We start from the raw sequence: 25,754 nt of genomic DNA, 5'->3' as shown, positions 1-25,754 counted from the left end.
AGGGAGGACTAAAAATGAAAATCAAAGGACATTTCGACCGGCGTGGCTTCCTGCAGCTCTCGGCCTTTCTCAGCGCCGGAATGGTGCTGCCGCAATCCCGCCTGAGTTTCGCGGCGGAGGGCGATCTCCTGCGCATCAGAAGCGACAGCGACATCACCAGGCTCGATCCCGCTTTCGAGATCGGCAATCTCGAGGACATCACCAATCGCTGCGTGCTGATCTCGCTGGTGCGCCTGTCCGATATGCGCAAGGGCAATGCGATTTCGCCCTGGGGCGCCGAGACGATCGAGCAGACCGATCCGAAGACCATCACCTTTACACTGAGGCCGGGCCTCAAATGGACCGGCGGCTTCGGCGCGGTGACGCCGGAAGACGTCAAATATTCCTTCGAGCGCATCGCCGATCCCAAGAATGAATCGCCGTGGAAATACCAGTTCGAGAAGCTCGATTCGGTCGAGGTCAAGGACGAGCGCACCGGCATCATCCATCTGAAGGAGCCGTTCCAGCCGATCTGGCTGGCGTCGCTGCCCTATTATGGCGGCCATGTCGTGTGCAAGGCGGCGGTCGAGAAGGCCGGCGGCAAATATACGACCGAGATCCCGGCGCAATGCGGGCCCTATCTGCTCGACAAATGGGAGCCCAAGCAGAAAATGACCTTCAAGGCCAATCCCGACTGGCCCGGCCCCAGGCCCGAATTCGGCAGCGTCGAGGTCAATATCGTCGAGGACGACCAGGCCGCCCAGCTCGCCTATGAGGCCAAGGCCTTCGACTATTGCCGCGTCTCGGCCGCCGCCGCCAAGGGCCTGAAGGAAAAGCCCCTGCCCGACACGACGCTCATCGAGGCGCAGTCGACCCGCTATGTCTGGCTCACCATCAATATCGACAATCCCAGGCTCAAGGATCCCAAGGTGCGCCAGGCCTTGCAATATGCCTTCGATGGCGAGCAGGTCATCGCCGGCACCTATGAGGGCCTGGTGCCGCGCTCGACCGGCGTGGTGCAGCCGGGCACCGCTTTCACCAGGGCGAAGAACATCATCGACAAGCCCGACTATGAGAAGGCCAAGGCGCTTCTTGCCGAGGCGGGCGCGAGCGACCTCAAGCTCAACCTCGCCACCCTCAACGACTCGCGCTACATGACCGCTTGCCAGGTCATCCAGGCGACGATGGCGCAGGCGGGAATAACGATCGAGATCCAGCCCTATGATGAAGGCGCTTACTGGGTCCTGGGCGACAAGACCCAGGGCGATGGCTACAAGAACCTGGAGCTGGTGCTGATGGCCTTTGCCGGCGGCATCGACCCGTCCGAGAATCTCGTCTGGTTCCGGCCCGATCAGATCGGCGTCTATAACTGGTCAGCCTTCGACAGCCCGGAGTTCGAGGAGCTCTACAACAAGGCCTTGTCGGAGCCCGATCAGGCCAAACGCAAGGAGATGTATAACCGCATGGAAGACTTGATGGAGGAATCGGGCGGCTTCATCTTCGTCTGCCATGAGCCTTTCGTCGCCATCCATAAGAACACTTTCGAGCCGGAAATCCTGGCCGACGGCTATCCCAATCCCGTCGGCTTCAAGAAACTGTGAGGTGACATGACGACTGCCGCTCGGAGGAAACCGCGCTTCGTGCGCGTGGAGGCCGATCTGCGCCGGCAGATGCTCATCGATGCCGCGATCCGCTGCCTGGCCGAAGGCGGGATCGCGGCTTTCACTGTCGATCGCATCTCGCGCGAGGCGAAAGTCTCGCGCGGGCTCATCAACCATCATTTCGACGGCATCGGAGGCCTCCTGATCGAGGTCTATGAGGCGATGACCCAGTCGATGCTGGCGGCGGGCCGCGAGACCCTGTTCTTCGAAGGCACCGCCGAGGATCGCCTTGCCGCCGTCATCGACACCATGTTCCGCCCGCCGATGTTCTCCAAATCAAGCTTGCGGGCCTGGCTGGCGCTGTGGGGCGAGGTCGCCACCAATCCTAAGCTCAAGGCTTCGCACCGCAAATCCTACGACGCCTATCGCAAGGCGATCGGCGATGCGCTGAGCGAGATCGCCAAGACCCGCAAGGTCAGGCTCGACAGTGAGGCGCTCGCCATGACCGTCATCGCGCTCATCGACGGCCTGTGGATCGAATGGTGCCTCGATTCCTCCGTCGTCAACCGCGACACCGCGCGCGCCGCCGTCTTTGATGTGCTGGAAGCACGACTGGGGCCGCTCAAGCGCTGAGCCAATCCCGGGCTCGCATAGCCGTCGCACATCATCGTCATCGTGCCAATCCAGCCGGCTTAGTCCTCCCGGAAGGCGCGCTCGACCTGGTCGCTGAATGGCTTGACGAGATAGGAGAGGATGGTGCGCTCATGCGTCGGGAAGAACACTTCTGCCGGCATGCCGGGCGTGAGCGAAAGCCCCTTGAGCCTCGCCACCTCGGCCTTCGGCAAGGTGACGCGCGCGGTGTAGAAGCCGATGCCGGTCTTCTGGTCGACCGTGAGGTCGGCCGCCACGGTCGCGAGCAGGCCATTGAGCTCGGGCGTCGTCGCCTGGTTGAAGGCGGAAAGCCGCAGGGTCGCCTTCTGCCCGGCGGTGATCTGGTCGATATCCTGGGGCGCCACGCGCGCCTCGACGGTGAGATCATCGCTCACCGGCACGATCAGCATGATGGGCTCGCCCGCCTGGATCACGCCGCCGATCGTGTGCACGGCGAGCTGGTGCACGACGCCGTCCTGCGGGCTCGTGATATCGATCCGCTTGAGCTGGTCCTCGGCCGCCACCTGGCGCTCCACCAGTTCCGAGATCTTGCCCTGGACTTCGCGCAGCTCGCCCGCCACCTCGCTGCGCAGATCCTGGTCGATCTGCAGGATCTGCAATTCGATCTCGCTGGCGCGGCCTTTCGACTGGGCGATCGCCGAGACGAGGCGGCCATGCTCACCCTCGAGGCGCGCCGCATCGCGTTCCAGGAGCGTGATCCGTCCGATCGAGACGAGCTTCTGCTTCCATAATTTGCGGATGCCGTCGATCTCATCGGCAATCAGTGCCATCTCGCGCGCCTTGGCGGTCTTCTGCTGGGTCAGTCCCGCGACTTCGTCATCGAGCTGGGCGATGCGCTCCTTGAGCTGCGCCCGCTGGCCCTCGCGCGCCTTGCGCCTCAGCTCGAAGAGCGAGCGTTCGCCGGCGAGGATGCGCGCCACATTCGCATCATCCTGGCGGGCAAGCAGCGCTGCCGGAAACATGACGGCTGCCGCCCCGTCCCTTTCGGCCTCGAGCCGCGCCAGCCTGGCGCCGAGCTCATCGAGGCTCTTGGCCACCACGGCGAGATTGGCTCGCGTAATTGTCGCGTCGAGCCGGACCAGCAATTGCCCGGCTTTCACATGGTCGCCGGCACGCACCATGATGGCGCCGACGACGCCGCCTGTCGGATGCTGGACTTTCTTGACATTGGTGTCGACCACCAGGAGGCCCGGCGCGATGACGGCGCCGGAAAGCTCGGTCATCGCGGCAAGGCCGCCGACACCGCCGACAAGGAGGCCGAGGCTCGCGACGCCAGCCAGCAGATACCGCCTGATCGCCCATTCGGCATGATGCACGGATCTTTTCATGACGCAGCCCTCTCCTGTTCGGGATTGACCACCAGTGACATCGGGGCGGGCCTCGGCCGCGCCATCCGGCTCAACACCTCATCCTTTGGGCCAAAGGCCTGGGCGCGGCCCTGCGCCATGACGAGCAGCTGATCGAGGCTCGTCAGCGCGCTTGGCCGGTGCGCCACGACGATCACGATACCCTGTCGTTCGCGCACGCTGGCAATGGCGCGCGCCAGCGCCGCCTCGCCCTCGCCGTCGAGATTGGAATTGGGCTCATCCAGCACGACCAGGAAGGGATCGCCATAAAGGGCGCGCGCCAAAGCGATGCGCTGGCGCTGGCCGGCCGAGAGCAGCGAGCCCGCCTCGCCGATCCGCGTGCCATAGCCCTCGGGCAGATGCACCACGAGGTCATGGACGCCGGCCATCTGCGCCGCCTTCAGGACCTTTTCGGCCGGCGCGTCGGTCTCGAAACGCGCGATATTCTCGGCGATCGTGCCGTCGAAGAGCTGCACGTCCTGCGGCAGGTAGCCGACATGACGGCCGAGCGCTTCGCCATCCCATTGCTCGAGGGCCGCACCATCGAGCCGGACGGCGCCACGGGCCGGCACCCACAGGCCGGTGATGGCGCGGATGAGCGAGGATTTTCCCGAGGCGCTGGCCCCGATGACGCCGAGTCCCGATCCTTTGGCGAGGCTGAAGCTCACCTCTTGCACCACCAGGCGGCGGTCGCCCGGCGGCGTGACGCTGACAGCTTCGACGCTGAGGGTCGCCTGCGGCGCTGGCAACGCGACGCTCGCTTCGCTTTGCGGCGCCGCCGCCACGAGGCCGGCCAGCCGGCCCCAGCTCTGGCGCGCCGAGATGAAGCTCTTCCAATGCGCGATGGCGAGCTCGATGGGCGCCAGCGCCCGGCTCATCATGATCGAGCTCGCGATCATGATGCCGCCGCTCGCTTCCCCAAGGATGACGAGATAGGCGCCGACCGCCAGCATCGCCGATTGCAGCGCGATGCGCACGGTCTTCGAGACTGTCCCGAGCGATCCCGCCACATCGCTCGCCTGGGCATGGGCCGCGAGATAGTCGTCATTGATCGCCGCCCAGCGCTCGCCGATCCGGCCGGCAAAGCCCATGGCCCGGGCGGCCTCGGCATTGCGCCGGCTCGCCTCGGCAAGCGCGCTGCGGCCCGCCGAATGGACATTGGCGATCTTCGTCGGCTCCCGCGTGCGCAATTCGGCAAGCAGCGTAAGGCCGAAAAGGAGGAGCACGCCGAGGAGCGCCGCGACGCCGATCCAGACATGGAACAGGAAGCAGATGACGAGATAGAGCGGCATCCAGGGCAGGTCGAACAGCGCCGTGAGTCCGGCGCCCGAGAGATAGGAGCGCAGCTGGTCGAGATCGCGCAGCGGCTGCAGGCCGTCGCCGCTCGATCGCTGCCGCAGCGGCAGCTGCATCAGCATGGCATGGACCGGCGCGCTGATGCGGGCATCGACGGCCATGCCGATGCGCACCAGAAGGCGTGACCTGATGAAATCGAGAAGTCCCTGAAAGGCGAAGAGCAGGCCTGCGAGGAGGATGAGGCCGACAAGTGTCGGCACGCTGCGCCCCGGCACCACCCGGTCATAGACCTGCAGCATGAAGAACGAGCCGGTGAGGGCGAGGATATTCACCACCCCGCTCATCGCCCCGATGCCGATAAGAGCGCTGCGGAAGCCGGACAGCACCGCCGCAAGAGAGGAGCGGTGCCGTCCGTGATCCTGGTTGCTGGAAGTCCTGGCCATGTCCCGCCCCTGATCTCGCTTGGCGCCGGCCCTACAGGATGAAATCGGCCGCGACCGGATCGAAAATCCCCGCCACCTCGATGCGGAAATCCGAATTGCCGTCGCCATCCGTGTCGCCGGAGATGATCGTATTGCCGTCGTCATGGCCGTAATGCAGCTCGCCGGCCACGTCGTTGAAGCCGTCATCGCCGATGAAGACGAAGGCCTGGTTGCCGGCGAGATTCTCATTGGCATCGATCCCGGAGAGATCGATCTTGTCGCCCTGCGCGCGGCTGAAATCGGTGATCAGGTCGCGCGACAAGGGCCCGATGCCGGTCTCGCTGGTGCTGAAATAGACGAACTTGTCGGCACCCGTGCCACCCGTCATCACATCGCGATTGGCGCCGCCGACCAGTATGTCATTGTTGGCGCCGCCATTGAGCGTGTCCGTGCCGTTCCCGCCTTCCAGCCGGTCGTCGCCGCCTGAACCAATCAAGGTATCGCTGCCATTGAGGCCCATGAGCTTGTTGGCGCCGGAATTGCCGATCAGGGTATCGTCAAAGGCCGACCCTTGCACATTCTCCACCTCGGCGAGGACATCGCCTTGCGCATCGCCATGAAGCCCGGATCCGCTGGCCAGGTTGACGACCACATAGGAAGCCGAGTCGCTATACGTCGCCGTGTCGGTGCCGGACCCGCCATTGATATTGTCGGCGCCGGCGCCGCCATGGAGGAAGTCATTGCCGCCCTGGCCATTCAGATTGTCGGCGCCGCCGCGACCGACGATCCAGTCATCGCCGCCATTGCCCCACAGCTTGTTGGCGCCACCGTCGCCGACGAGGATGTCGTTATGGTTGGAACCGGTGATATTCTCGATCCCGTGATAGGTGTCCTTGTCGGCCATTCCGACCGACATTTCGTAGCCATAGCCAAGATCGAGATTGGCGTAGACGCCGCTGCCATAGAAGCCATAGGACACCGAGTCATTGCCGGAATCGCCATTGAGGAATCCGCCCCAGATGCTGTCGAGGCCGGCGCCCGGAACAATCACGTCATTGCCGTGATTGCCGAGCAGCAGGTCATCGCCGCCGCCGCCCATGATCAGGTCATCGCCGCCCCAGCCGCCGATGAAATCATCGGCGTCATCGCCGATCAGCCAATCGGCGCCTTCCGTTTGAGTTCCGAATACGAGCATATCTGCCTCCTGTGTTGCTAGCAGCCAACCTACAAGACGAAATCTGATGCGATGGGATCGAAGATCCCCGCCACTTCGATGCGGAAATCCGAATTGCCGTCGCCATCCGTGTCGCCGGAAATGATGGTGTTGCCGTCGTCATGGCCATAATGCAGCTCGCCGGCAACGTCGTTGAAACCGTCATCGCCGATGAACACGAAGGCCTGGTTGCCGGCCAGGTTCACATTGGCATCGATGCCGGAAAGATCGATCTTGTCGCCCTGAGCGCGGCTGAAATCGGTGATCAGGTCGCGCGCCGAGGGCCCGATGCCGGTCTCGCTAGTGCTGAAATAGGCAAACTTGTCGGCTCCGCTGCCGCCCGTCATCACGTCGCGATTGGCGCCACCGATCAGCGTGTCATTGTTGGCACCGCCATTGAGCGTGTCGGCGCCGTTTCCGCCTTCGAGCCGGTCATCGCCGCCCGAGCCGTTCAGGGTATCGCTGCCATTGAGGCCCATGAGCCTGTTGGCGCCGGAATTGCCGATCAGCGTATCATCGTAGCCGGATCCCTGGACATTCTCGACTTCCTCGATGACATCGCCTTGCGCATCGCCATAAAGCCCGGTCCCGCTGGCCAGGTTGACGAGCACATGGGACGCCGAGTCGCTATAGGTGATGGTATCGATGCCGCTGCCGCCATCGAGATTGTCGCCGCCGGCGCCGCCATGGAGAAAGTCATTGCCGGTGCCGCCGCTCATCGTATCTGCGCCCGCCCGGCCGACGATCCAGTCATCGCCGCCATTGCCATAGAGCCGGTTGGCGCCGCCATCGCCGACGAGAATATCGCTATGGCTTGATCCCGAGAGATTCTCGAAGCCGTGATAGGTGTCCTTGTCGGCCATTCCGGCGGACATTTCGTAGCCATAGCCGAGCTCGAGGCTGGCGAAGACGCCGCTGCCATAGAACACGTAGGATACTGTATCGCTGCCGGAATCGACGGTGAGGAACCCGCCCCAGATGCTGTCGAGGCCGGCGCCCGGCACGATGATGTCATTGCCGTGATTGCCGAGCAGCAGGTCATCGCCGCCACCGCCCATGATCAGATCATCGCCGCCCCAACCGCCAATGAAATCAGGCGCCTCATCGCCAATGAGCCAGTCATGGCCTTCAGTAGGAGTTCCAAGCACGAGCATGTCTGCCTCCTGTTGCTAGCAGCCAAAGTGACGCGTCGGAGGGCCTGGACGAGCAACGCTCATACAGGCGTTACAAGACGAAATCTGTCGCGATGGGGATCGAATACTCCGCTGCTTCGATACGGAAATCCGAATTGCCATCGCCGTCGGCATCGCCGGAAATGGCGATAATCATCGACCGTTCTCCACTATGTTTCAAATGGACAACATGACAATACGGCAATCCCGATGAACAGCGAATTTATGCCGTGTTCACGCCGGGTTCAGGCCGGATCTGAATGAACTTGCGGGCGGTATCAGGGCGGGAATTCGTCCTATCCGCGTTTGCGTCGAGCTACATACTCGCGAAGCGCCTCGTCTATTCCGGGGTCGATGGCGGGCTGCTGATATTCCTTCAGCATCTGCTTCCAGATCCGGTTGGCCTTGGCGGGCGCCGTTTCGCGGCCGCGCTCGATCCAGGTGTCGTGATTGTCCCAGTTCGAGATGAGCGGCTGGTAGAAGGCCGTCTCGTAGCGCGCGAGCGTGTGGGCGGTGCCGAAATAATGGCCGGCGGGGCCGACCTCGCGCACCGCATCGAGCGCCAGCGTTTCGGCGGTCACCGGGAAAGGCTCGCAATAGGCCGCCATCATCTGCAGGAGGTCGGCATCGAGGATCAGCTTCTCGAAGGAGGCGGTGAGGCCGCCGCCGAGCCAGCCCGCCGCATGCAGCACGAGATGGGCGCCGCCCATGATCGAGCCCCACAGCGCCATCATGCTCTCATAGGCGGCCTGCGCATCGACGTCATTGGCGGCGGTCACATTGCTGGAGCGGAAGGGCACGCCGATGAAGCGCGCCAGCTGGCCCGAGGCTTGCGCGGCCTGCGCATATTCGGGCGTGCCGAAGGCGGGCGCGCCCGACTTCATGTCGACATTGGAGGTGAAGCCGCCATACATCACGGGAGCGCCGGGGCGGATGATCTGGGTGAGCGCGATGCCGGCCAGCGCCTCGGCATGCTGCTGCGCGAGCGCGCCCGCCAGCGTCACCGGCGACATGGCGCCCGCCAGCGTGAACGGCGTCACGATCACGCACTGCCCATGCTCGGCGAAGGTCATGAGACCTTCCGCCATCGGTATGTCGAGTTGCAGCGGCGAGTTGGTGTTGATCACGCAGGTGAAGACCGGATCGTCGATCAGCCCTTCGCGCGTGGTGCCGAACGAGATCGCCGCCATTTCGAGCGCATCGATGGCGCGATCGGCGCCCAGCCCCTGCGGCTGCCAGTTCTTGTCGAGCAAAGTGATCTCGGCATAGTAGAGATCGAGATGGCGCGTCTCGGCCGGCAGATCGAGCGGCTCGAACGGACCGCCGCCCTCCTGATGCAATATGTCGAGCGACTGGATGAGCCTGAGATAATCGCACATCTCGGCATAGGTGCCGGCGCGCCGGCCGCGCTCGAGATCGCTCACAAAGGCAGGTCCCCCGACCGAGGAGAAGATCGCATGCCGGTTGCCGACCCTGACATTCTTGGCGGGATTGCGCGCCTTGAGCGAGAATTCGGCCGGCGCCCTGGCGACGAGCCCCGTGATCATGGCGCGATCGAAGCGCACACGCAGCTCCGCCTCGTCCACTGTCGCCCCGGCGGAGGCGTAAAGCGCCCGCGCTTTGGGTTCCAGCACCCGCATGCCGATCTCTTCGAGGATGGTGAGCGCCGTGTCATGGATCGCTTCCACCTGGTCGGCGCTCAGCACTTCGATCGGCCGGTAGGGCAGCGTGAATTGCTTCCAGGGCCGCTGGTGAAGCGCGCCCGGAACCCGCTGCGGACGCGGCCGGCGGCGTGACACAGGCGTGCTCATGGCTCTGGCCTTTCTCGTCTGGGGACGGCTGTCCGGTCCTCGCCGAATTCGCGCGCGAAGCGATGGCCGGAAAACACCGCATCGGCAATATGGGACGGCGCCAGGCAGTCGCCGATGCGGCTCACCGCGCCGTCGGGCATCAAGCCTGCGAGCGCGTGATAGAGCGCATCCTGGGGCACCCTGCCCGTCACCAGCAGCAGCGCATCGCAGGAAAGCTCCAAAGGCCGTCCCGTGTGGATGCAGGCGAATTGCGGCTTTCCGCCGGCGACACCCATCAAACGATGCGACAGGACGAGCCCGACATCCATCGTCATCAGCCGTGCCTGGATGAATCCCTGCTCATCGGTCATTTGCGTCCAGGACGAGACGACCGGCAGCGGCGTGGCATAGGTCACTCTGTGGCCCCTCGCCCGCAGCATCTCGGCCAAAGCGCTGCCCACCGCATAGTGATCATCGTCATAAATGACGATCGATGCAGGCTTCACCGGCAGCCGGTCGAGATCATCGGGGGTGAAGATCATCTCATCATCGGCAAGCGCGAGCGGTTCCTCGCCGGCTCCGCCAATGCCGTCGCGCCGCCAGCTTCCGCCTGTGGCGAGGACGACATGATCGGCCCCGAAATCCGCGATGTCTCCCGCGGTCATCGGGCTTTCGCGATAGACCGAGATATTGGCGAGCTTGCCGATCATGTGCTGGCGCCAGTCGCGCACCCGGATCCAGCTCTGGAGGCCCGGCAGGCGCGCCTCGAACAGGACGCGGCCGCCCAATTCCCGGCCGGCCTCGGCCAGCGCCACCTGATGGCCGCGCCGGCCAAGCGCCAGGGCGCATTCAAGCCCGGCTGGACCTGCGCCCACCACCAGCACGCTCTTGTCGGAGCGTCCGGGCGCGATCTGCTCGGGATGCCAGCCGCGCCGCCATTCCTCGCCCATGGTGGGATTCTGGGTGCAGCGGATCGGCACGGCCTCGTTGTTCGCCGCCCGGCAGATATTGCAGCCGATGCATTCGCGGATCTCGTCCTCGCGTCCCTCCCTGATCTTGAGGGGCAGGAACGGATCGGCAATCGAGGGCCTCGCCGCCCCGATGAAATCGAGGATGCCGCGCCTGAGCTGGCTCAGCATCATGTCGGGCGAGGTGAAGCGCCCGACGCCTACGACCGGCTTCGTGGTCAGCTTCTTGACGAAGGCGACATAGCTTTCCTGGAAACCTTCATCCGAGAAGCGGGCGCTCCTGGAATCATTTCCGAGTGCCCCCGCCACATTCACATCCCAGAGATCGGGAAGCTCGGCGAGCGTGGCGACGATGTCGCGCGCTTCCCCGTCATGGGTGATGCCCCGGGGCCCGTGCAGCTCATCGACCGCGAGCCTAAGCGCCACCGCGCAATCGCCCTTCACGGCGTCCCGCGTATCCTCGATCATCTGGCTGATCAGCCGCGTGCGGTTCTCGATCGAGCCGCCATATTCGTCGAGACGCCGGTTGGTGCGCCGCGACAGGAACTGCAGCGGCAGATAATCATGGCCGGCATAGACATAGACGATATCGAAGCCTGCCCGCCTGGCGCGCGCCGCTGCCTCGCTCTGCCAGGCGCGGAACTCGGCGATATCGGCCTTGTCCATGGCACGCGCCGCCATCGGCTGGATGAAATGGGCGCGCTGGCCGGAGGGCGAGAGCAAGGGCTCGCGCGTCAGCCGGTTATTGGCATGGAAGCCGCCATGCCAGAGCTCGACCGCGGCGAGGCTGCCATGCTCATGGATGGCATCGGCGATCCTGGCCAGGGCCCGCACATCGTCCTCGTCCCACAGCGAGAGATAGCCGAAGGGAAAGTCATCGGACGACGGGTGGATCGAGCAATATTCGGTCGAGACCACGCCCCAGCCACCCTCTGCCTTGATGCCGCGCAGAGCGGCTGAGGCCTTGGGCGCCCGCCAGCCCATGCCGCTCGCATGCGGCGTCTGGAAAAAGCGGTTCGGCGCCGTCTTCGGCCCGATCCTCACCTCATCGAACAGCCTTGCATAGCGGGGGTTGAACATGCCATTTCCTTGTTGAACGAATGTACAACAAGGAAATGGGCAAAGGCAATGGCCTGCCGGGCCTTCCCCGGCAATGGTCGAAGCTCAATTCGGCCGCGGCTTGGGCTCTTCCGGCTGGCTGCCAGGTATGGGCGAAGGACGCGGCGGCTCAGGTGCCGGCATCGGGCGCGGCTCGTTGGGCGGCACGCCCTGCGGTTTGGGGTTGCTGGTCATGAACGCCTCCTGAAAACCAGTGTAAGCGGCAATCACGTTGCGAATAAGGCTCTTGTCAGCGGCGAGCCCGCTTCGGCAAGCCCGTCGATCACATTGAAATGGTGGCGGTTGTCCTCGACCACGGTGGCGGTCTGGGCCCCCAGCCCGCGCCAGACATTGGCCAGCAGCGCATTCTGCCGGATGAATTCGGCGCGCTCGCCCGCCCCTACCCAGCAGGTGAGCTTCGCATCGGGGCGGGGCTCGAGCAGGCACGGGCTTTCCGCTTTGGCTTCTGTCGCATCGATCTTCAGCGTCGCGTTCATCTGGGTCTTCATGATCGGTCGCAGATCATGCACGCCCGAGATCGACACGACATGGGCGATGCGCCAGCTGACCTCTTCGCCAGGCGGGCTCGGCACCGCCAGCATGCGCGAGACGAGATGCCCGCCGGCCGAATGACCGGCAAGATGGATCGGGCCTGCGATCTCCCTGGCCGCAAAGCCGATCGCATCGCCGATCTCGCGGACGATGCCGCCGATGCGGATCTCCGGGCACAGCGTATAGGCCGGCATCGCCACGGCGAAGCCGCGCTCGACGGCGCCTTTGGCCAGATGCGACCAGGAGGATTTGTCGAAGCGCATCCAGTAGCCGCCATGGACGAAGACGAACAGACCGCGCGGCGCGGCCTCCGGCAGGAAGAGATCGAGCTTGTTGCGGGGCTTCGGACCATAGGCGAGGTCAAGCCGCGCCCGTCCGCTCGCCGCCATGGTCCGGCGGAAGCCTTCGGCCGCTTCCGCCCAGCGCGGCGGATAGCTGTCGCCTCCCGCAATATGGGCGCCATTCGTGTAGGCATCATCCCAATCGGTGACGGCCGGAAACATCATTCATCTCTCCTACACATGGGATGGCATGATGCGCGCGGTGAACAGCGGTGTCAGCGCCTCCTGCACGCCGGTGAGGCAGATCTGCACGCCGATGCACAGAAGCAGGAAGGCCGACATGCGCGTCACCACCCGCGAGCCGCCTTGGCCGAGCAGTGACACGACCCGGTCGGCCGAAGCATAGACGAGCCCGATAGTGAGGGCGACCGCCAGCGCGCCGCCGGACACGCCGGCAAAGAACGGTATGAGATCGAATGTGTGGGCGTATTTGGGCTGGTTGGCGCTCAGCGCAATGGCGACCGAGATGGTGCCGGGCCCGGTGGTGAGCGGCATGGTCAGCGGAAAGAAGGCTTCATCGCTGGTGCCGCGCGCGCTCGCCGCCTGCTCCTGCTTGCGGCCCTCATTCTGCTCCGGCGCCGACAGCATCTCCCAGGCCCTCACCGCCACGACGAGGCCGCCCGCGACCCTGAGTGCGGCAAGCGACACGCCGAAAAAGCCGATAAGCGTCGCTCCCGCCCACAGCGAGACCAGCATGACGCCCAGTGAATAGGCCGCCACCCGCCAGGCCAGCGCCCGCCGCTCGGACGGGCTCGCGCCCGCCGTCACCTGGTGGAAGATCAGCGCGATGCCGAGCGGATTGACGATCGAGAACAGCGCCGGAAAGGCGATGAGAAAACTGTCGATCGTGCCGCTGAACACCCACATGCGGGGCAAATAGAGATGAATTCGCGAGAAGTTACAAGTGACGGCACTTGTGCCGTCATCCCGGCGAAAGCCGGGACCCATTGACTGGAATCAGCCGGGCGGCGCTGCCCGCGCTTCACCCATTTAATGGGCCCCGGCTTTCGCCGGGGTGACGAAATTAAGGAGAGTGCCCCTCAGGCCGCGCTACGCTCTTCGATCGTCGCCCGCCTCAGCACGAGCCGCCAGGCATAGCCGCCCCTGAGGACTGCGAACTCGACCTTGGCCCCGCTTTGCCGCGCCAGTTGCTCGACCACCTCGCGCAAATGCGCTCTCGGCGTCACGTGGAATTTGGCGAGCCATGCGCGCAAGGCGGTACGGAACGCGCGCGGCAGCTTTTCCTGTTGCCCGAAATCCACCACATGCAACTCGCCCCCCGGCGCCAGCATCTTGGCGGCCGAGGCCAGCACCGCCTGCCAGGACGGGATCATCGATAGCGCGTAGGAAATGAAGATGCGATCGAAGCTCGCCTCGCCGAAGAGCTCCATCGGGTCGAAATCGGCCGCGTCGGCCTTGGCATAGGCGATGTTTCGGCCAAGAGAATTCTGCCGCGCCGTGACCAGCATCTCTTCCGAGATGTCGAGGCCATAGAGATGCGCTTTCGGGTAGCGCCGGCGCACGGCCAGAAGATTGCGTCCCGTGCCGCAGCCGATCTCGAGCACGCTGCCCTGGCCGGGTGGCGTCAGGGCCGCGATCAGCTCGTCGCGCCCGAGCAGATAGTATTTGCGCGTCAGGTCATAGATATGCCGCTGGTGGCGATAGATGCGGTCCATCAGGTCGCCATGCCGGACGTCCATGTCAGTCTTGCGCCTTGAGCTGATAGAGATGGAAGCCGCCATAGATGGCGGAACGGTCCATGAAGCCCAGGATGCGCGAGCGCTCGGCCTCGTAGGTCCATTTGTCGAGGATATCCGCCGTGACCCGTCCGGGCAGGATCGTCGCTTCGCCGGCGGTGCGGAAGATGACCCGGGCGCCGGGACGCGCCGTGCGGGTGATCTCACCCCAGAGCTCGGTGAGCTGCTCGTCCGTCATCCAGTCCTGCGCATCGAGCAGCACATAGCGGTCGAGGCTTTCAGCGGGATGGGCCTGAAGGCAGGCCGTGAACGAGCCGAGGAAGGGCGTGATCCGCTCGGCGCCGCGCTTGATGGCGGAGAAATGCTCGCGCTGCAGATAGGGCGGCAGCGCCGCCTCCGCACCCGTATCGTAGCGCCGGGCAAAGGCCTGCCAGGCGAAATAATTCTCGTTCAGCGGAAAATCGCAGGCGAGCTTGCGCAGGCGCTCGATCAGCACTTCCGACATCGTGCGCCCGCCGGCCAGCTTTTCATACTGCGCCGGCGGGATGCCGAGGCCATAGAGCGACAGCTTGCGGCCGGTGAGCCAGCGCACCAGGCGCTTGTCGAAGATGGGCGCGATGTGATCGTCGAAGAAGATGCGCTGCTCGGCCAGATCGGCCATGTTGAGGATGGTCTCGGGGCGGACGCCATACAGGCGCGCCACCAGATGGGCGACGCCGATGAAGCGGCCGAGCAGGCCATGGCGGTAGAAGCGCTTGGCGAACATGTCGATGCGCGGGCGGCCATTGACCCGCTTCTTGTCCCAATAACGCTGCGTGTCGGCATCGAGATGGGGCCTGAGCCAGGTGCGATAGGCGGAGGTGTTGGCATGGCTGTCGGCATCGGCGAAGAAGCGGCGGAACTGCTCATAGACGGGCAGATGGCGGGCCGCGGCGAGCTTGAGCCGGGTCAGCGCGATATGGGCGGGATTGAGATCGACGGCGATGAGGCTTTCGGGCCTGGCGGTCATGTAGGAAAGCGCGTTGCAGCCGCCCGACGCGATGGTGATGATGCGGTGGTTCTCCTGAAGCTCCATGGCATCGAGATCAACGACCGGGTCTTCCCAGATCTGCGGATAGACGAGCCCGCCAAAGGCCATGGTGAACAGCCTTTCGAGCATGCCATTGAGCGATATGGCCCGGTGCTGGTGGACGGCTGCTTTGAGGGCGTCGGCAGAGGAAAGCTCACTGTCGGCGGTTATGGCAGTCATCGCTGATTCTCTCCGTCATGGCATCAGATCCGCAAAAGCCTATGCTGCGTTTCCATGACTGGCATATGACAGAGAAGCTACGTCACCCTTTCGCAGTGGAGATGACAGGCTCCGCCCTGCCTTCCCAACGAAAAACATGAGTGGCGTCCTTGCGTACATTCATGACGAGCGCCGGGCGGAAGCAGGCGAGACAGGTTCCACTTTGCTTTCGAACGCTTGGATAGACCACGCCGAGGGAGCCGGCGGCGAGCAACTGCCGCGCAAGTCCTTGCGACGCGACATAGCTGTCGGCCGCAAGACAATCCGCAAACGCCTTGTCATCCCGTATGTCGTGGAAGTCAGCGCTGAAGTCTGCGAGATAGTCGTCATATGTCGCTTCTTCGTGAAACCAGCCGACTTCGGCAAGCTCCACCGCTTTGTGAAAGGCCACTTCCGCCCGTGCGCTCTCCACTTCGAATGCCGCGTACCAGGCACCGCGATCGGGATCATTGAACCGGCTGCCGAGAGGATGCGCATGACAAAAGGCGGCATTGACGATCCGATAATATGGCACGCCAAAGACAAGTTCGTGCGTATCGATGCCGGGAAGACGATCGTTCTCCGCAAGAAGCCGCTCGTTGGTCGCATGATCGAGATCGAAGATATCGCGCAGATGCGCATCGTCGTCGGCGATCCGCGCCAGTACGCTGTCGCCGCCCTGGCTGTATTTGGAGGGGATTAGACGGTGCGTGTCGTACCGGCGAAGGAGAGAAATCGCAGGCAGGCTCACATGCCGCCTCGACGGGCATCGAGCAGGCGGCGCACGATTTGCATGGCTGGAAGGCCACCCCTGATCATATAGGCGAGCGGCGTCTGGCCCCCGAAGATCCGATTGCTGTTCGGAAGCTGTATCCAGGCATCGGCCAGCTTCTCCGAATAGAGCACATTGAGCGCCTTGAAAATGCCGACGAGATACGAAACCCGCTGCAGCCGGTCGATGTCGAGCACACGCTCTGACTTTTTCTTCATCTCATAAAACGGCCCATTGGAGATACCGCCGAGGAGCATCCGGGCGTCTTCATCGCGGACACCCCAACGGTTCATTATGTTGAAGAAGGCCCGCACCGCCGATGGGCTCAGCCTTTCGCGTTCCGACTTTGCGGTAAGGTCCACCAGTGGCGAGAGTTTGTAACCGGTTGCCGGGTAGTCATAGTCGAGAGCCATCTGATATTCTCCTGTTTAGGAGAATATATTATTCAAATCAGGAGATTGCAAGCAACCTGTATAAGACGCGGGGCGGGACTCCGAATCCCACCGCAACTATATGATTCTTATGATATTTTTCCTCTCAGGGGGAGAGGCAGATAGATGCGGCGCTAGCTCAACAGCTTCCGCACCGCCTCTTTCCATCCGCCATATTTCTGTTCCCTGAGTCCTGCCGCCATCTTCGGCGTGAACCGCCTCTCGAGCTTCCAGCCCTTGGCGAACTCTTCGGGGACCGGACACAGGCCTTGCGCAAGGCCGGCGAGATAGGCCGCCCCCACCGCCGTCGTCTCGAGCACTTGCGGCCGGTCGACCGGCGCATCGAGGATGTCGGCCAGGCACTGCATGGTCCAGTCGGAAGCGACCATGCCGCCATCGACTCTGAGGATCGTGCTGGCCTTGCCGCCCCAGTCGCCCTGCATCGCTTCGAGGAGGTCGCGTGTCTGGTAGCACACGGCTTCGAGCGCGGCGCGGGCCAGTTCCGCCGGCCCCGTGGCGCGCGTCAGCCCGAAGAGCGCGCCGCGCAGCTCGGGCTTCCAGTAAGGCGCGCCCAGGCCGACAAAGGCAGGAACCAGATAGACCTGCTGCTCGTCATCGGCTTGCGCCGCAAGCGTGCCGGTCTTCTGCGCGCTGTCGATGATCTTGAGCCCGTCGCGCAGCCACTGCACCGCGGCGCCGGCAATGAAGATCGCCCCTTCGAGCGCATAGCTGCGCTTGCCGTTGAGCTGATAGGCGATGGTGGTGAGGAGCCGGTTGCGCGACGCGACGGGCGAAGCCCCTGTATTGAGAAGCGCGAAGCAGCCCGTGCCATAGGTCGATTTGAGCATGCCGGGCGTGAAGCAGGCCTGGCCGACGGTCGCCGCCTGCTGGTCGCCGGCAATGCCCTTGATCGGAATGGAGCGCCCGAAGAGCGAAGCCTCGGTCGCGCCGAAATCGCCCGAGGAATCGCGCACCTCCGGCAGCAGCGACCTGGGCACCCGCAACAGGCGGCACAATTCGTCATCCCATTGGCCGCGATGGATATCGAACAGAAGAGTGCGCGAGGCATTGGTCGCATCGGTCGCATGCACGCGCCCGCCGGTGAGCCGCCACAGCAGGAAACAGTCGACGGTGCCGAAGGCCAGCTCGCCCGCTTCCGCCTTCCGGCGCGCATCGGGCACGTTATCGAGCAGCCAGGCGATCTTGGTGCCGGAGAAATAAGGATCGAGCAGCAGTCCCGTCTTGGCCGTGAAGCTTGATTCATGCCCTTCCCTCTTGAGACCGGCGCAGAAATCGGCGGTGCGCCGGTCCTGCCAGACGATCGCCTTGTGGATGGGCTTGCCGGTCTTGCGCTCCCAGATGAGCGTAGTCTCGCGCTGATTGGTGATGCCGATGGCGGCCACCTCTTCCAGCCGCGCCGAAGCCTTGGCGATGGCCGCCTTGATCGTCTCGACCGTCGTCCGCCACAGGTCTTCGGGCTCATGCTCCACCCAGCCGGAGGTCGGAAAATGCTGGGCGAATTCCTGCTGGCCGACGGCGGCAACCGAGAGGTCGGGCCGGAACAGGATGCTGCGCGTCGATGTGGTGCCCTGGTCGACGGCAAGCAGATATGACGCCATGAAAAAAACTCCCCTTTTTGAGAGGCGAGTTTCATGGGGTTGACCGCCGAGGTCAACCCTTAGAGCATCGGGCCGAAAAGTGCGAAGCGGTTTTCGGATAACCCGATGCGCAAACAAAGAGATGAGATAGAGCGCGTGATCAGGAAAAGTGGATGCCGGTTTTCCGTCCGATCACGCGCCAACCAAGGATTTGCCTGCTTACTTCGCGAGCTTGGCCGCGATCTGCGCGACATGCCGGCCCTGGAACCGCGCCCCTTCGAGCTCGACCGCCGAAGGCTGGCGGCTGCCATCCGAATGGGTGATGGTCGAGGCGCCATAGGGCGAGCCGCCCTTGATCTCATCGACACCCGACTGTCCGGCGAAGGAGTAAGGCAGGCCGACAATGACCATGCCCTGATGCATGAGCGTGGGGATGAAGGAGAGGATCGTCGATTCCTGCCCGCCATGCTGGGTGGCGGAGGACGTGAAGACCGAGCCGACCTTGCCGATCAGCGCCCCCTTGGCCCACAGGCCGCCGGTCTGGTCCATGAAATTGCGCAGTTGCGCGGTGACATTGCCGAAGCGCGTTCCCGAGCCGAAGATGATGGCATCGTATTTCGGCAGATCGTCGACCGAGGCGATCGGCGCCTTCTGGTCGAGCTTGAAGCCGGATGACTTGGCGACATCGGCGGGCACCAGCTCCGGCACGCGCTTGACGTCGACTTCTGCACCGGCCGATTTGGCGCCTTCGGCGGCGGCATAGGCCATCTGTTCGATATGGCCATAGGCGGAATAATAGAGCACCAGGACTTTGGTCATTGTAACCCCTTTGGATTGAAATTCAGTTCTTCGCGGAACGCAGCAGGTCTTCGAGGTCGAGCCGCCGTGTTCCCATGGCGAGCGAGCCGTCTTGATTGCGCGGCCACTGGTCGGCTGGCCGGTCGACATAGAGCTCGACACCGTTCTCATCCGGATCGCGCAGATAAAGCGCCTCGCTGACGCCATGATCGGAAGCCCCGTCGAGCGCGATGCCATGAGCGGCGAGCCGCTTCAGCGCATCGGCCAGATCGGCGCGCGTCGGATAGAGGATGGCAAGATGATAGAGGCCCGTGGTGCCGGGGGGCGGCGGCGATCCGCCCGCACTCTCCCAGCTATTGAGGCCGATATGATGATGATAGCCGCCGGCCGAGATGAAGGCGGCCTGGCTGCCATATTTCTGCATGAGCTCGAAACCGAGCACGCCGCAATAGAATTGCAACGCGCGGTCGATATTCGCCACTTTCAGATGCACATGGCCGATGCGCGTTCCCGCGGCAATGCGTGCATTTTCCGTCGCAGCCACTGGTCTCTCCAATTTGTAACAAACAAAGTTACAGAACAGATAGACCAATGCGTCAGGATTTTCAAGAGCGACTTTGTGCGCGCATGCATTGTGTGCACTCATCGCGCAGGACGCGGAATTGCCGCCAAAACAGGCAATCTCTTTTTTCTCATCGCGCTCTAGGCAAAGCCGAAATCTCACTTTATAAAATCACCAAAACAATAAGTATGACAAATATGTCCCTGACGCCAAATGGAGGAACCCCTATGTCGGACAAAACAGTGCAGTCCCGTCGCGATCTCTTGAAATATGCCACGGTAGCGGGTGCTGCCGGGCTGTTCTCGCCGTCTCTCGCGGCTCTCGCCAAGGAAGCGGGCAAATCCGAGAAGCCGCTGAAGGCGGCTTTCTCCAATGCCGGCCTCCAGGCCACCTGGTGCGCGCAGGGCAAGCAGGCGGCCGAATATTGGGGCAAGCTCTTCAATGTCGAAGTCACCTGGTTCGACGGCCAGCTCGACGCCGTGAAGCAGCGCGCCGCCATCGACAACATGGCCTCCCAGCAGTGGGATTTCGTCGCCATCCAGGCTTTCGGCATCGGCACGCTGACGGCGCCCGTCAACAAGATGATCGACGCCGGCATTCCGGTCATGGATCTCGATACGCTGATCGCCCCGCTCGACACGATCAATGTCCACACCTTCCTCGCCCCCGACAACGAGTTCATGGGCGCTTCGGTGACCCAGGCTCTCGTCAACAAGCTGGGCGGCAAGGGCAAGATCATCATGACCCAGGGCGCGCTCGGGCATACGGGTGCGCAGGGCCGTGCCAAGGGCTTCAAGTCGGTGATCGAGAAATTCCCCGACATGGAGGTTCTCGACGAGCAGCCGGCCGATTGGGACGTGACCAAGGTCGCCCGCATCTGGGAGACATTGCTTACCAAGCATCCCCAGATCGATGCCGCTTTCTTCCACAATGACGACATGGCGCTCGCCGCCCACAATGTGATGAAGGCCAAGGGCCGTGAGGGCATCCTCATCGGTGGCGTCGATGCCATGCCGCCCGCCATCGCCGCGGTTTCCGACGGCCGCATGTACGCGACCGTGCGCAACCCGTCTTGCCGCATCCATGGCGGCGCCATCATTGCCGGCGTCTCCGCCGTCGTGCATGGCACCAAGACCGGCGAAGGCATCCCGAAGCACATCATCACCGACGGCCCGGTCGTCACCAAGGACAATGCCGCCGGCATGGCCTGGATGGAGGAGCAGTTCCTGATCTGAGGATTGCGCGAGCCCTCTCCGATTTTCCCCCTCTCCTGTTGCGAAGCAATGGGAGAGGGTGCCCGACCTTGCTCCGCCGAAGCAGAAATTATCTGCTCTGTCGGGTCGAAACCTGGGCTTCGCGAAGGCGAGAGGGTGGGTGAGGGCTCTTTGTTTCAGCAGGAAATAATCGTTGAGATCAGTACACTTTGCGCGAAAGAGCCCTCATCCGGCCTTCGGCCACCTTCTCCCACGCTCCGCGCAGGAGAAGGAGAATGCTGGAGGTAGGAAATGACTGAAGCCGACATAAGGCTGAAAATGTCCCACATCTCGAAGTCCTTCGGCGGTGTCGAAGCGCTTCGGGGTGTGGATTTCACTTTGCGCCGTGGCGAGATCCATGCGCTGGTCGGCGAGAACGGCGCCGGCAAGTCCACCCTGATGAAGATCATCGCCGGCGTGCATGCGGGCTTCGAGGGCGAAATGCTGCTCGATGGCGCACCCGTCCATTTCCATTCCGCCCGCGATGCGCTCAGGCACGGCATCGGCATGGTGCATCAGGAATTGAGCGTCGTGCCGCAGCTCACTGTCGCGGAAAATGTCTATCTCGGCGTCCAGCCCGTCACCAGGCTCGGCGCCGTCGACTGGCCGGCAATGGCCAGGGGTGCGCGCGAGCAATTGAAGAAGCTCGGCCTCGAGCTCGATCCCCGGATCACTTTGGGCGAGCTCCCCATCGGCATCCAGCAGCTCGTCGAGCTCTCGCGCGTGCTGTTCTCCGGCGCCAGCATCATCATCCTGGACGAGCCGACCTCGGCCCTCTCGCCGCCCGAGATCGAACGCCTGTTCCGCTCGCTGCGCAAATTGCGCGATGAGGGCAACAGCATCATCTTCATCTCGCATTTCCTCGAGGACGTGCTCGCCATCGCCGACCAGGTCACCGTCTTCCGCAATGGCCGCAAGGTCGTCACCGCGCAGGTTACGCCTGAGATCGACAAGGCCTGGGTCATCCAGCGCATGATCGGCAAGGGCCATGAGGAGCTGGAATCGAGCTATCTGGGCGATGTCGCTCTGGCCAGTCCCAAGGATGCGAAGACCGTTCTCGAGGCGCAGGGCTTGAGCAAGGAAGGCAGCTTCCAGGATGTGAGCCTCACCGTCAAGGCAGGCGAGATTCTCGGTATCTATGGCTTCATGGGTTGTGGCCAGATCGAGCTCGCCCGCGCTCTGTTCGGCAAGCTCAAATGCGACAATGGCTCCCTCACCATCGCAGGCGAAGCGCGCAAGCTCAGGAACACCGCCCAGGCGGCCGAGGCCGGCATCGCCTATGTGCCGGAAAGCCGGCGCAGCATGCTGTTCCATCACGAGCCCATCTACAAGAACGTCTCGATCGCCATTCTCGACCGCCTGTCGAGGCTGTGGCTCAAGCCCGACGCCGAGCGTGAGATCGCCCGCGGTCATATCGACCGGCTGAGCATCAAGACGCCGGGAACCGAGGCGCTGCTCGGCCATCTCTCGGGCGGCAACCAGCAGAAGGTCGCCGTCGCCAAATGGCTGACCTACCTGCCCAAGGTGTTGATCCTCAGCGAGCCGACCCGCGGCATGGATGTCGGCGCCAAGGAGGATGTGGTCAGGATCGTCAAGAATTTGCGCGACCAGGGCGTCGGGATCATAGTAATCTCGACCGAGCCCGAGACGGTGCTCTCCCTCGCCGACCGGGTCATCGTGATGCGCAAAGGGACGGTCTCGCAGGAATTCGCCGACGAGACGATCAGCAAGGACAAGCTGCTGGCGGCAGCTTGATATCTGGAATGATTGAAGACTGTTACATGCAAGTTGCACATCGTATCGGGATTGCCGCCCTCCCCTCGCCCCGCTTCAGCGGGGAGAGGAAGGGGCCCATTGCGAAGCAATGGGAAGGTGAGGGGCCCGCTGGGAAGTGGGCTCGATCCTTCGATCAAGAAGAAAATGCAGTTCTGCGCCGCCCATTGCCCCTCACCCTTCCCACCGCTACGCGGTGGGCCCCTACCCTCTCCCCGCTGCGCTTCGCTTGCAGGGCGAGGGTAAAAGGCTCGCCTGGGCGCACAGTAGGGATGACTGAGTTTGGAAGGATGAGTTCATGACGTCGACTTCGGAAGTAAAGGCGCCCCGGCTGACGGCCGGCCACTGGTTCCGCAACCAGCTGGGCAATATCGCGCCTTTCCTGACGCTGCTCTTCCTCGTCGTCTTCTTCAGCTTTGCCTCGTCGTCCTTCCTGTCCTTCGGCAACATGCAGAACATCCTGCAGCAGGTGTCGATCACCGCCATCATCGCCGTCGGCCTGACCTTCGTCATCCTCACCGCCGAGATCGATCTGAGCGTGGCGAGCGTCGCCAATGCGACCGGCATCGTCGTCGCCTTCTTCACCTTGCAGGATGCGAGCGTCAACATCGCCAATATCCCGCTGGCCGGCGGCTTCGCCATCATCCTGGCGATCTTTACCTGCCTGGCGTTGGGCGGCATCACCGCCATGGGCGTCACCCGGATCGGCATCCCCTCCTTCATCATGACGCTCGCCATGATGCAGATCTGCGATGGCATCAGCGCCATGCTGGTCAGGGGCCAGATCGCCTATAACGTGCCCTGGCTTATCGGCAAGCTGGGTGCAGGCTCGATCTTCGGCATTCCCTGGCTGATCATCGTCGCGGCCTTGGCGCTGCTCATCGGCCATGTCGTGCTCACCTATACCCGCTTCGGGCGCTATATCTATATGGTGGGCGGCAATCGCGAGGCGGCCGAATATTCGGGCGTCAATGTCAAGCTCATCATCGCCGCCGTCCTGATGATCTCGGCCTTCTGCTCAGGCTTGGCCGGCATGCTGGGTGTCGCCTATTTCGGCAGCGCCCAGCAGAACGAGTTCGGCACCTACCTGCTCGATGCCATCGCCGCCGTCGTGGTCGGCGGCACCAGCCTGTTCGGCGGGCGCGGCGGCATCGGCAACACCATCATCGGCCTGTTCGTGCTCGGCGTCCTCAATAACGGCCTCGATCACATCAATATCGACAGCTTCCTCAAGATCCTGATCCGCGGTCTCATCCTGCTGGCGGCCCTCATCATCAACATCTATGCCGAGCGCCTGCGCGTCTCGCGCTCGGCCGCGCCCTGAATCCGAGCCGGATCCGGCGGGTTCAGACCTCTTGCCGAATCTCCCGGCCTTGCCGCACATTCCGTCCCAGCAGCAGAAACTGACTGAGAGCCCATGTCGACAGCCTATCGTCCCCTGAATGACGGCACCTTGCCGGGCGTGCTGGCGCCGCTGAAAGAAGTGAGCGAGCGGCTGGGCGGCGATTTCTCGCAATGGTCGGTGCAGGAGGTCGGCGACGGCAATCTCAATCTCGTCTTCATCGTCGGGGGCCCGCGGGGTGCCGTCATCGTCAAGCAGGCTCTGCCCTATGTGCGCCTGGTCGGCGATTCCTGGCCTCTGCCGCTGTCGCGGTCCTATTACGAGCATCTGGCGCTGGTCGAGCAGACCAAGCATGTGCCGAAGCTGGTGCCGAAGATCTTTCATTACGACCGCAACCTGGCGCTGATCGTGATGGAGTATCTCACCCCGCATATCATCATGCGCAAGGGCCTCATCCGCGGCATCGAATATCCGCGTTTCGCCGGCCATATCGCCGAATTCATGGCGCAGACCCTGTTCAAGACATCGGCCCTCGCGGTGCCGGCGGCCGAGCACAAGCGCCGCATCTGGGCCTTCGCCGACAATATCGAATTGTGCAAGATCACCGAGGACCTGGTCTTCACCGATCCCTATCGCGTGGCGAAGCTCAACCGCTGGACGGCGCCCTATCTCGACGAGATCGCTGCCCGGTTCCGCGCCGATGCGGCGCTGAAGGTCGCCGTCCAGAGGCGCAAGCTGCAGTTCCTCACCTCGCCCGAGGCGATGATCCATGGCGATCTCCATACCGGCTCGATCATGCTCACCCCTGAGGATACGCGCGTCATCGACCCGGAATTCGCCTTCATGGGCCCGATCGGCTTCGATGTCGGCGCCGTGCTCGGCAACCTGCTGATCGCCTATTATTCGCAGGAAGGCCATGAGGGACGACCGGGATCACGCACCTCCTACCGGCACTGGATCCTGGTCCAGACCGAGCAGGTCTGGCGGCTCTTCGCCAAGCGCTTCCGCGAGCTGTGGGACGCCAGCAAATCGGGCGATGCCTATATGCCCGAGCTCTTCACCGATGCGCCGGGAGCCGCCGCCTTCGCCGCCGAGAAGGACCGCTTCATGCGCGCGCTCTTCGTCGATTCGGTCTCCTTTGCCGGCATCAAGATGATCCGCCGCATACTAGGCCTCGCCCATACGGAGGATCTCGAAAGCATTCAGGACGAGGCAAGGCGCGCCAGATGCGAGATCAAGGCGCTGACCCTGGCACACCGGCTTATTATCGAAGCCGATAAATTCACCGGCATCAGTGACGTCACCAGCGCCGCGCGCGGGATCTTCGCGGCGCATTAGACCCTTGCGATTGCGGGCCAGGCCGTGCGATTTGGAAAAATCCATGATCGACTGATGCGTGCCGCCACTGAGCGAAGCGCCTCGTCCCGCGCGGGCCTGTGAGTTTAAAGCAGATGTCTAGGAAATTATGACGAACCTAAAATCCGCAAGCCCCGCTTGGATATTTCCCTGTAGCAGCGAAACGGAATTCCCTGTTCCTGGCGATGCAAAAATCTCAAGACTTTGACAGAGTTGGATTTTCTTCGGAGCTGTTGCCGTTTTTGCGAAAATTCCCTGTAATTCCCTGTAATTCCCTGTATCCGACCGTCTACGAGATGGCGGGCATTGAGGAAACATTCCCTGCCTCTATCAATAAACCACTCGTTTTTCATTACTGAGTCAGAAGGTCACGGACTAAAGTCTCAGAGAATCAGTTAGTTGTGGGATTCCTGTCGAATGGAGGCTGCGATGGATCTCCGAGGAACTAACGACAG

General features: G+C 63.2%; 22 protein-coding genes. 6 read left to right on the top strand and 16 right to left on the bottom strand.

The features are described 5' to 3' along the window. Window positions 1–14: 14 nt before the first annotated feature. On the top strand, window positions 15–1,580 hold the full coding sequence (locus DT068_RS26160) for an ABC transporter substrate-binding protein (protein WP_119392853.1): 1,566 nt from the start codon (window positions 15–17) through the stop codon (window positions 1,578–1,580). A gap of 6 nt (window positions 1,581–1,586) precedes the next feature. Beyond that, a complete protein-coding gene (locus tag DT068_RS26155) occupies window positions 1,587–2,213 on the top strand; it encodes a TetR family transcriptional regulator C-terminal domain-containing protein (protein ID WP_119392852.1) in 627 nt (208 codons plus the stop codon). A 59-nt stretch (window positions 2,214–2,272) separates the two neighbouring features. Here DT068_RS26155 and DT068_RS26150 read toward each other — a convergent pair whose 3' ends face one another. The 16 genes from DT068_RS26150 to DT068_RS26080 form a co-directional block, all read right to left on the bottom strand. Next, window positions 2,273–3,580, bottom strand: coding sequence for an HlyD family type I secretion periplasmic adaptor subunit (locus DT068_RS26150; RefSeq protein WP_119392851.1), 1,308 nt, complete (start codon window positions 3,578–3,580; stop codon window positions 2,273–2,275). Next, window positions 3,577–5,337 (bottom strand): type I secretion system permease/ATPase, encoded by a 1,761-nt coding sequence (locus DT068_RS26145; protein WP_119392850.1) that lies wholly within the window; start codon window positions 5,335–5,337, stop codon window positions 3,577–3,579. Before DT068_RS26145 ends, DT068_RS26150 begins: the two co-directional genes overlap by 4 nt. Window positions 5,338–5,368: 31 nt before the next feature. Further along, on the bottom strand, window positions 5,369–6,511 hold the full coding sequence (locus DT068_RS26140; RefSeq protein ID WP_119392849.1) for a calcium-binding protein: 1,143 nt from the start codon (window positions 6,509–6,511) through the stop codon (window positions 5,369–5,371). A gap of 29 nt (window positions 6,512–6,540) precedes the next feature. Further along, entirely contained in the window at window positions 6,541–7,683 is a 1,143-nt protein-coding gene (locus tag DT068_RS26135) for a calcium-binding protein (protein ID WP_119392848.1), read from the bottom strand. Between the two features lie 314 nt (window positions 7,684–7,997). Beyond that, a complete protein-coding gene (locus DT068_RS26130) occupies window positions 7,998–9,512 on the bottom strand; it encodes a trimethylamine methyltransferase family protein (protein ID WP_119392847.1) in 1,515 nt (504 codons plus the stop codon). Next, entirely contained in the window at window positions 9,509–11,539 is a 2,031-nt protein-coding gene (locus DT068_RS26125; RefSeq protein WP_119392846.1) for an oxidoreductase, read from the bottom strand. Before DT068_RS26125 ends, DT068_RS26130 begins: the two co-directional genes overlap by 4 nt. An 84-nt stretch (window positions 11,540–11,623) precedes the next feature. After that, window positions 11,624–11,752: a hypothetical protein gene (locus DT068_RS28465; RefSeq protein ID WP_368905230.1), complete on the bottom strand. Its 129-nt coding sequence runs from the start codon at window positions 11,750–11,752 to the stop codon at window positions 11,624–11,626. A gap of 32 nt (window positions 11,753–11,784) precedes the next feature. After that, window positions 11,785–12,615 (bottom strand): hormone-sensitive lipase, encoded by an 831-nt coding sequence (locus tag DT068_RS26120; RefSeq protein ID WP_119392845.1) that lies wholly within the window; start codon window positions 12,613–12,615, stop codon window positions 11,785–11,787. Window positions 12,616–12,624: 9 nt separating this feature from the next. After that, entirely contained in the window at window positions 12,625–13,317 is a 693-nt protein-coding gene (locus DT068_RS26115) for a MarC family protein (protein ID WP_119392844.1), read from the bottom strand. 173 nt (window positions 13,318–13,490) lie between these two features. After that, window positions 13,491–14,150: a class I SAM-dependent methyltransferase gene (locus DT068_RS26110; RefSeq protein ID WP_119392843.1), complete on the bottom strand. Its 660-nt coding sequence runs from the start codon at window positions 14,148–14,150 to the stop codon at window positions 13,491–13,493. 1 nt (window position 14,151) lies between these two features. Continuing rightward, window positions 14,152–15,396 carry a BtaA family protein gene (locus DT068_RS26105; protein ID WP_119392842.1) on the bottom strand — a complete coding sequence of 415 codons (1,245 nt, stop codon included), beginning with the start codon at window positions 15,394–15,396 and terminating at the stop codon, window positions 14,152–14,154. 82 nt (window positions 15,397–15,478) lie between these two features. Then, on the bottom strand, window positions 15,479–16,165 hold the full coding sequence (locus tag DT068_RS26100) for an RES family NAD+ phosphorylase (protein ID WP_119392841.1): 687 nt from the start codon (window positions 16,163–16,165) through the stop codon (window positions 15,479–15,481). Further along, a complete protein-coding gene (locus tag DT068_RS26095) occupies window positions 16,162–16,599 on the bottom strand; it encodes an antitoxin Xre/MbcA/ParS toxin-binding domain-containing protein (protein ID WP_119392840.1) in 438 nt (145 codons plus the stop codon). The genes DT068_RS26100 and DT068_RS26095 overlap by 4 nt, the downstream gene beginning before the upstream one ends. A 152-nt stretch (window positions 16,600–16,751) precedes the next feature. Beyond that, entirely contained in the window at window positions 16,752–18,236 is a 1,485-nt protein-coding gene (glpK, locus tag DT068_RS26090) for a glycerol kinase GlpK (RefSeq protein WP_119392839.1), read from the bottom strand. Window positions 18,237–18,434: 198 nt separating this feature from the next. Further along, entirely contained in the window at window positions 18,435–19,034 is a 600-nt protein-coding gene (gene wrbA / locus DT068_RS26085; RefSeq protein ID WP_119392838.1) for an NAD(P)H:quinone oxidoreductase, read from the bottom strand. A gap of 22 nt (window positions 19,035–19,056) precedes the next feature. Next, entirely contained in the window at window positions 19,057–19,557 is a 501-nt protein-coding gene (locus DT068_RS26080; RefSeq protein WP_368905226.1) for a VOC family protein, read from the bottom strand. A 245-nt stretch (window positions 19,558–19,802) separates the two neighbouring features. On the opposite strand from DT068_RS26080, the gene DT068_RS26075 reads away from it, so the two are divergent. The 4 genes from DT068_RS26075 to mtnK all read left to right on the top strand — a co-directional run bounded on the left by DT068_RS26075 (window position 19,803) and on the right by mtnK (window position 25,281). After that, complete coding sequence (locus DT068_RS26075; protein WP_119392836.1) at window positions 19,803–20,810, top strand: sugar ABC transporter substrate-binding protein; 1,008 nt, start codon at window positions 19,803–19,805, stop codon at window positions 20,808–20,810. A 270-nt stretch (window positions 20,811–21,080) separates the two neighbouring features. Then, on the top strand, window positions 21,081–22,583 hold the full coding sequence (locus DT068_RS26070) for a sugar ABC transporter ATP-binding protein (protein WP_162914471.1): 1,503 nt from the start codon (window positions 21,081–21,083) through the stop codon (window positions 22,581–22,583). Window positions 22,584–22,899: 316 nt separating this feature from the next. After that, the gene (locus tag DT068_RS26065; protein WP_119392835.1) at window positions 22,900–23,925 is read left to right on the top strand and encodes an ABC transporter permease; all 1,026 of its coding nucleotides are present in this window, start codon (window positions 22,900–22,902) and stop codon (window positions 23,923–23,925) included. 93 nt (window positions 23,926–24,018) lie between these two features. Then, entirely contained in the window at window positions 24,019–25,281 is a 1,263-nt protein-coding gene (gene mtnK / locus DT068_RS26060; protein WP_119392834.1) for an S-methyl-5-thioribose kinase, read from the top strand. Window positions 25,282–25,754: the final 473 nt, after the last annotated feature.

Origin of the sequence: Taklimakanibacter lacteus (assembly GCA_003576695.1) — a bacterium.
In the GTDB taxonomy this organism is placed as follows: Bacteria; Pseudomonadota; Alphaproteobacteria; order Rhizobiales; family Aestuariivirgaceae; genus Taklimakanibacter; species Taklimakanibacter lacteus.
Note: the sequence above shows the minus strand (reverse complement) of the source record. Positions and strands in the feature narration are given on the sequence as shown.

What these genes read in the sequence shown, in the direction of transcription:
- DT068_RS26065 (WP_119392835.1), top strand. Translation starts at nt 22,900, where the DNA reads ATGACGTCGACTTCGGAAGTAAAGGCGCCCCGGCTGACGGCCGGCCAC.
- DT068_RS26160 (WP_119392853.1), top strand. Translation starts at nt 15, where the DNA reads ATGAAAATCAAAGGACATTTCGACCGGCGTGGCTTCCTGCAGCTCTCG.
- glpK (WP_119392839.1), bottom strand. Translation starts at nt 18,236, where the DNA reads ATGGCGTCATATCTGCTTGCCGTCGACCAGGGCACCACATCGACGCGC.
- DT068_RS26105 (WP_119392842.1), bottom strand. Translation starts at nt 15,396, where the DNA reads ATGACTGCCATAACCGCCGACAGTGAGCTTTCCTCTGCCGACGCCCTC.
- DT068_RS26110 (WP_119392843.1), bottom strand. Translation starts at nt 14,150, where the DNA reads ATGGACGTCCGGCATGGCGACCTGATGGACCGCATCTATCGCCACCAG.
- DT068_RS26095 (WP_119392840.1), bottom strand. Translation starts at nt 16,599, where the DNA reads ATGGCTCTCGACTATGACTACCCGGCAACCGGTTACAAACTCTCGCCA.
- DT068_RS26120 (WP_119392845.1), bottom strand. Translation starts at nt 12,615, where the DNA reads ATGATGTTTCCGGCCGTCACCGATTGGGATGATGCCTACACGAATGGC.
- DT068_RS26145 (WP_119392850.1), bottom strand. Translation starts at nt 5,337, where the DNA reads ATGGCCAGGACTTCCAGCAACCAGGATCACGGACGGCACCGCTCCTCT.
- mtnK (WP_119392834.1), top strand. Translation starts at nt 24,019, where the DNA reads ATGTCGACAGCCTATCGTCCCCTGAATGACGGCACCTTGCCGGGCGTG.
- DT068_RS26140 (WP_119392849.1), bottom strand. Translation starts at nt 6,511, where the DNA reads ATGCTCGTATTCGGAACTCAAACGGAAGGCGCCGATTGGCTGATCGGC.
- DT068_RS26150 (WP_119392851.1), bottom strand. Translation starts at nt 3,580, where the DNA reads ATGAAAAGATCCGTGCATCATGCCGAATGGGCGATCAGGCGGTATCTG.
- DT068_RS26115 (WP_119392844.1), bottom strand. Translation starts at nt 13,317, where the DNA reads ATGTGGGTGTTCAGCGGCACGATCGACAGTTTTCTCATCGCCTTTCCG.
- DT068_RS26130 (WP_119392847.1), bottom strand. Translation starts at nt 9,512, where the DNA reads ATGAGCACGCCTGTGTCACGCCGCCGGCCGCGTCCGCAGCGGGTTCCG.
- DT068_RS26125 (WP_119392846.1), bottom strand. Translation starts at nt 11,539, where the DNA reads ATGTTCAACCCCCGCTATGCAAGGCTGTTCGATGAGGTGAGGATCGGG.
- DT068_RS28465 (WP_368905230.1), bottom strand. Translation starts at nt 11,752, where the DNA reads ATGACCAGCAACCCCAAACCGCAGGGCGTGCCGCCCAACGAGCCGCGC.
- DT068_RS26135 (WP_119392848.1), bottom strand. Translation starts at nt 7,683, where the DNA reads ATGCTCGTGCTTGGAACTCCTACTGAAGGCCATGACTGGCTCATTGGC.
- DT068_RS26155 (WP_119392852.1), top strand. Translation starts at nt 1,587, where the DNA reads ATGACGACTGCCGCTCGGAGGAAACCGCGCTTCGTGCGCGTGGAGGCC.
- DT068_RS26075 (WP_119392836.1), top strand. Translation starts at nt 19,803, where the DNA reads ATGTCGGACAAAACAGTGCAGTCCCGTCGCGATCTCTTGAAATATGCC.
- wrbA (WP_119392838.1), bottom strand. Translation starts at nt 19,034, where the DNA reads ATGACCAAAGTCCTGGTGCTCTATTATTCCGCCTATGGCCATATCGAA.
- DT068_RS26070 (WP_162914471.1), top strand. Translation starts at nt 21,081, where the DNA reads ATGACTGAAGCCGACATAAGGCTGAAAATGTCCCACATCTCGAAGTCC.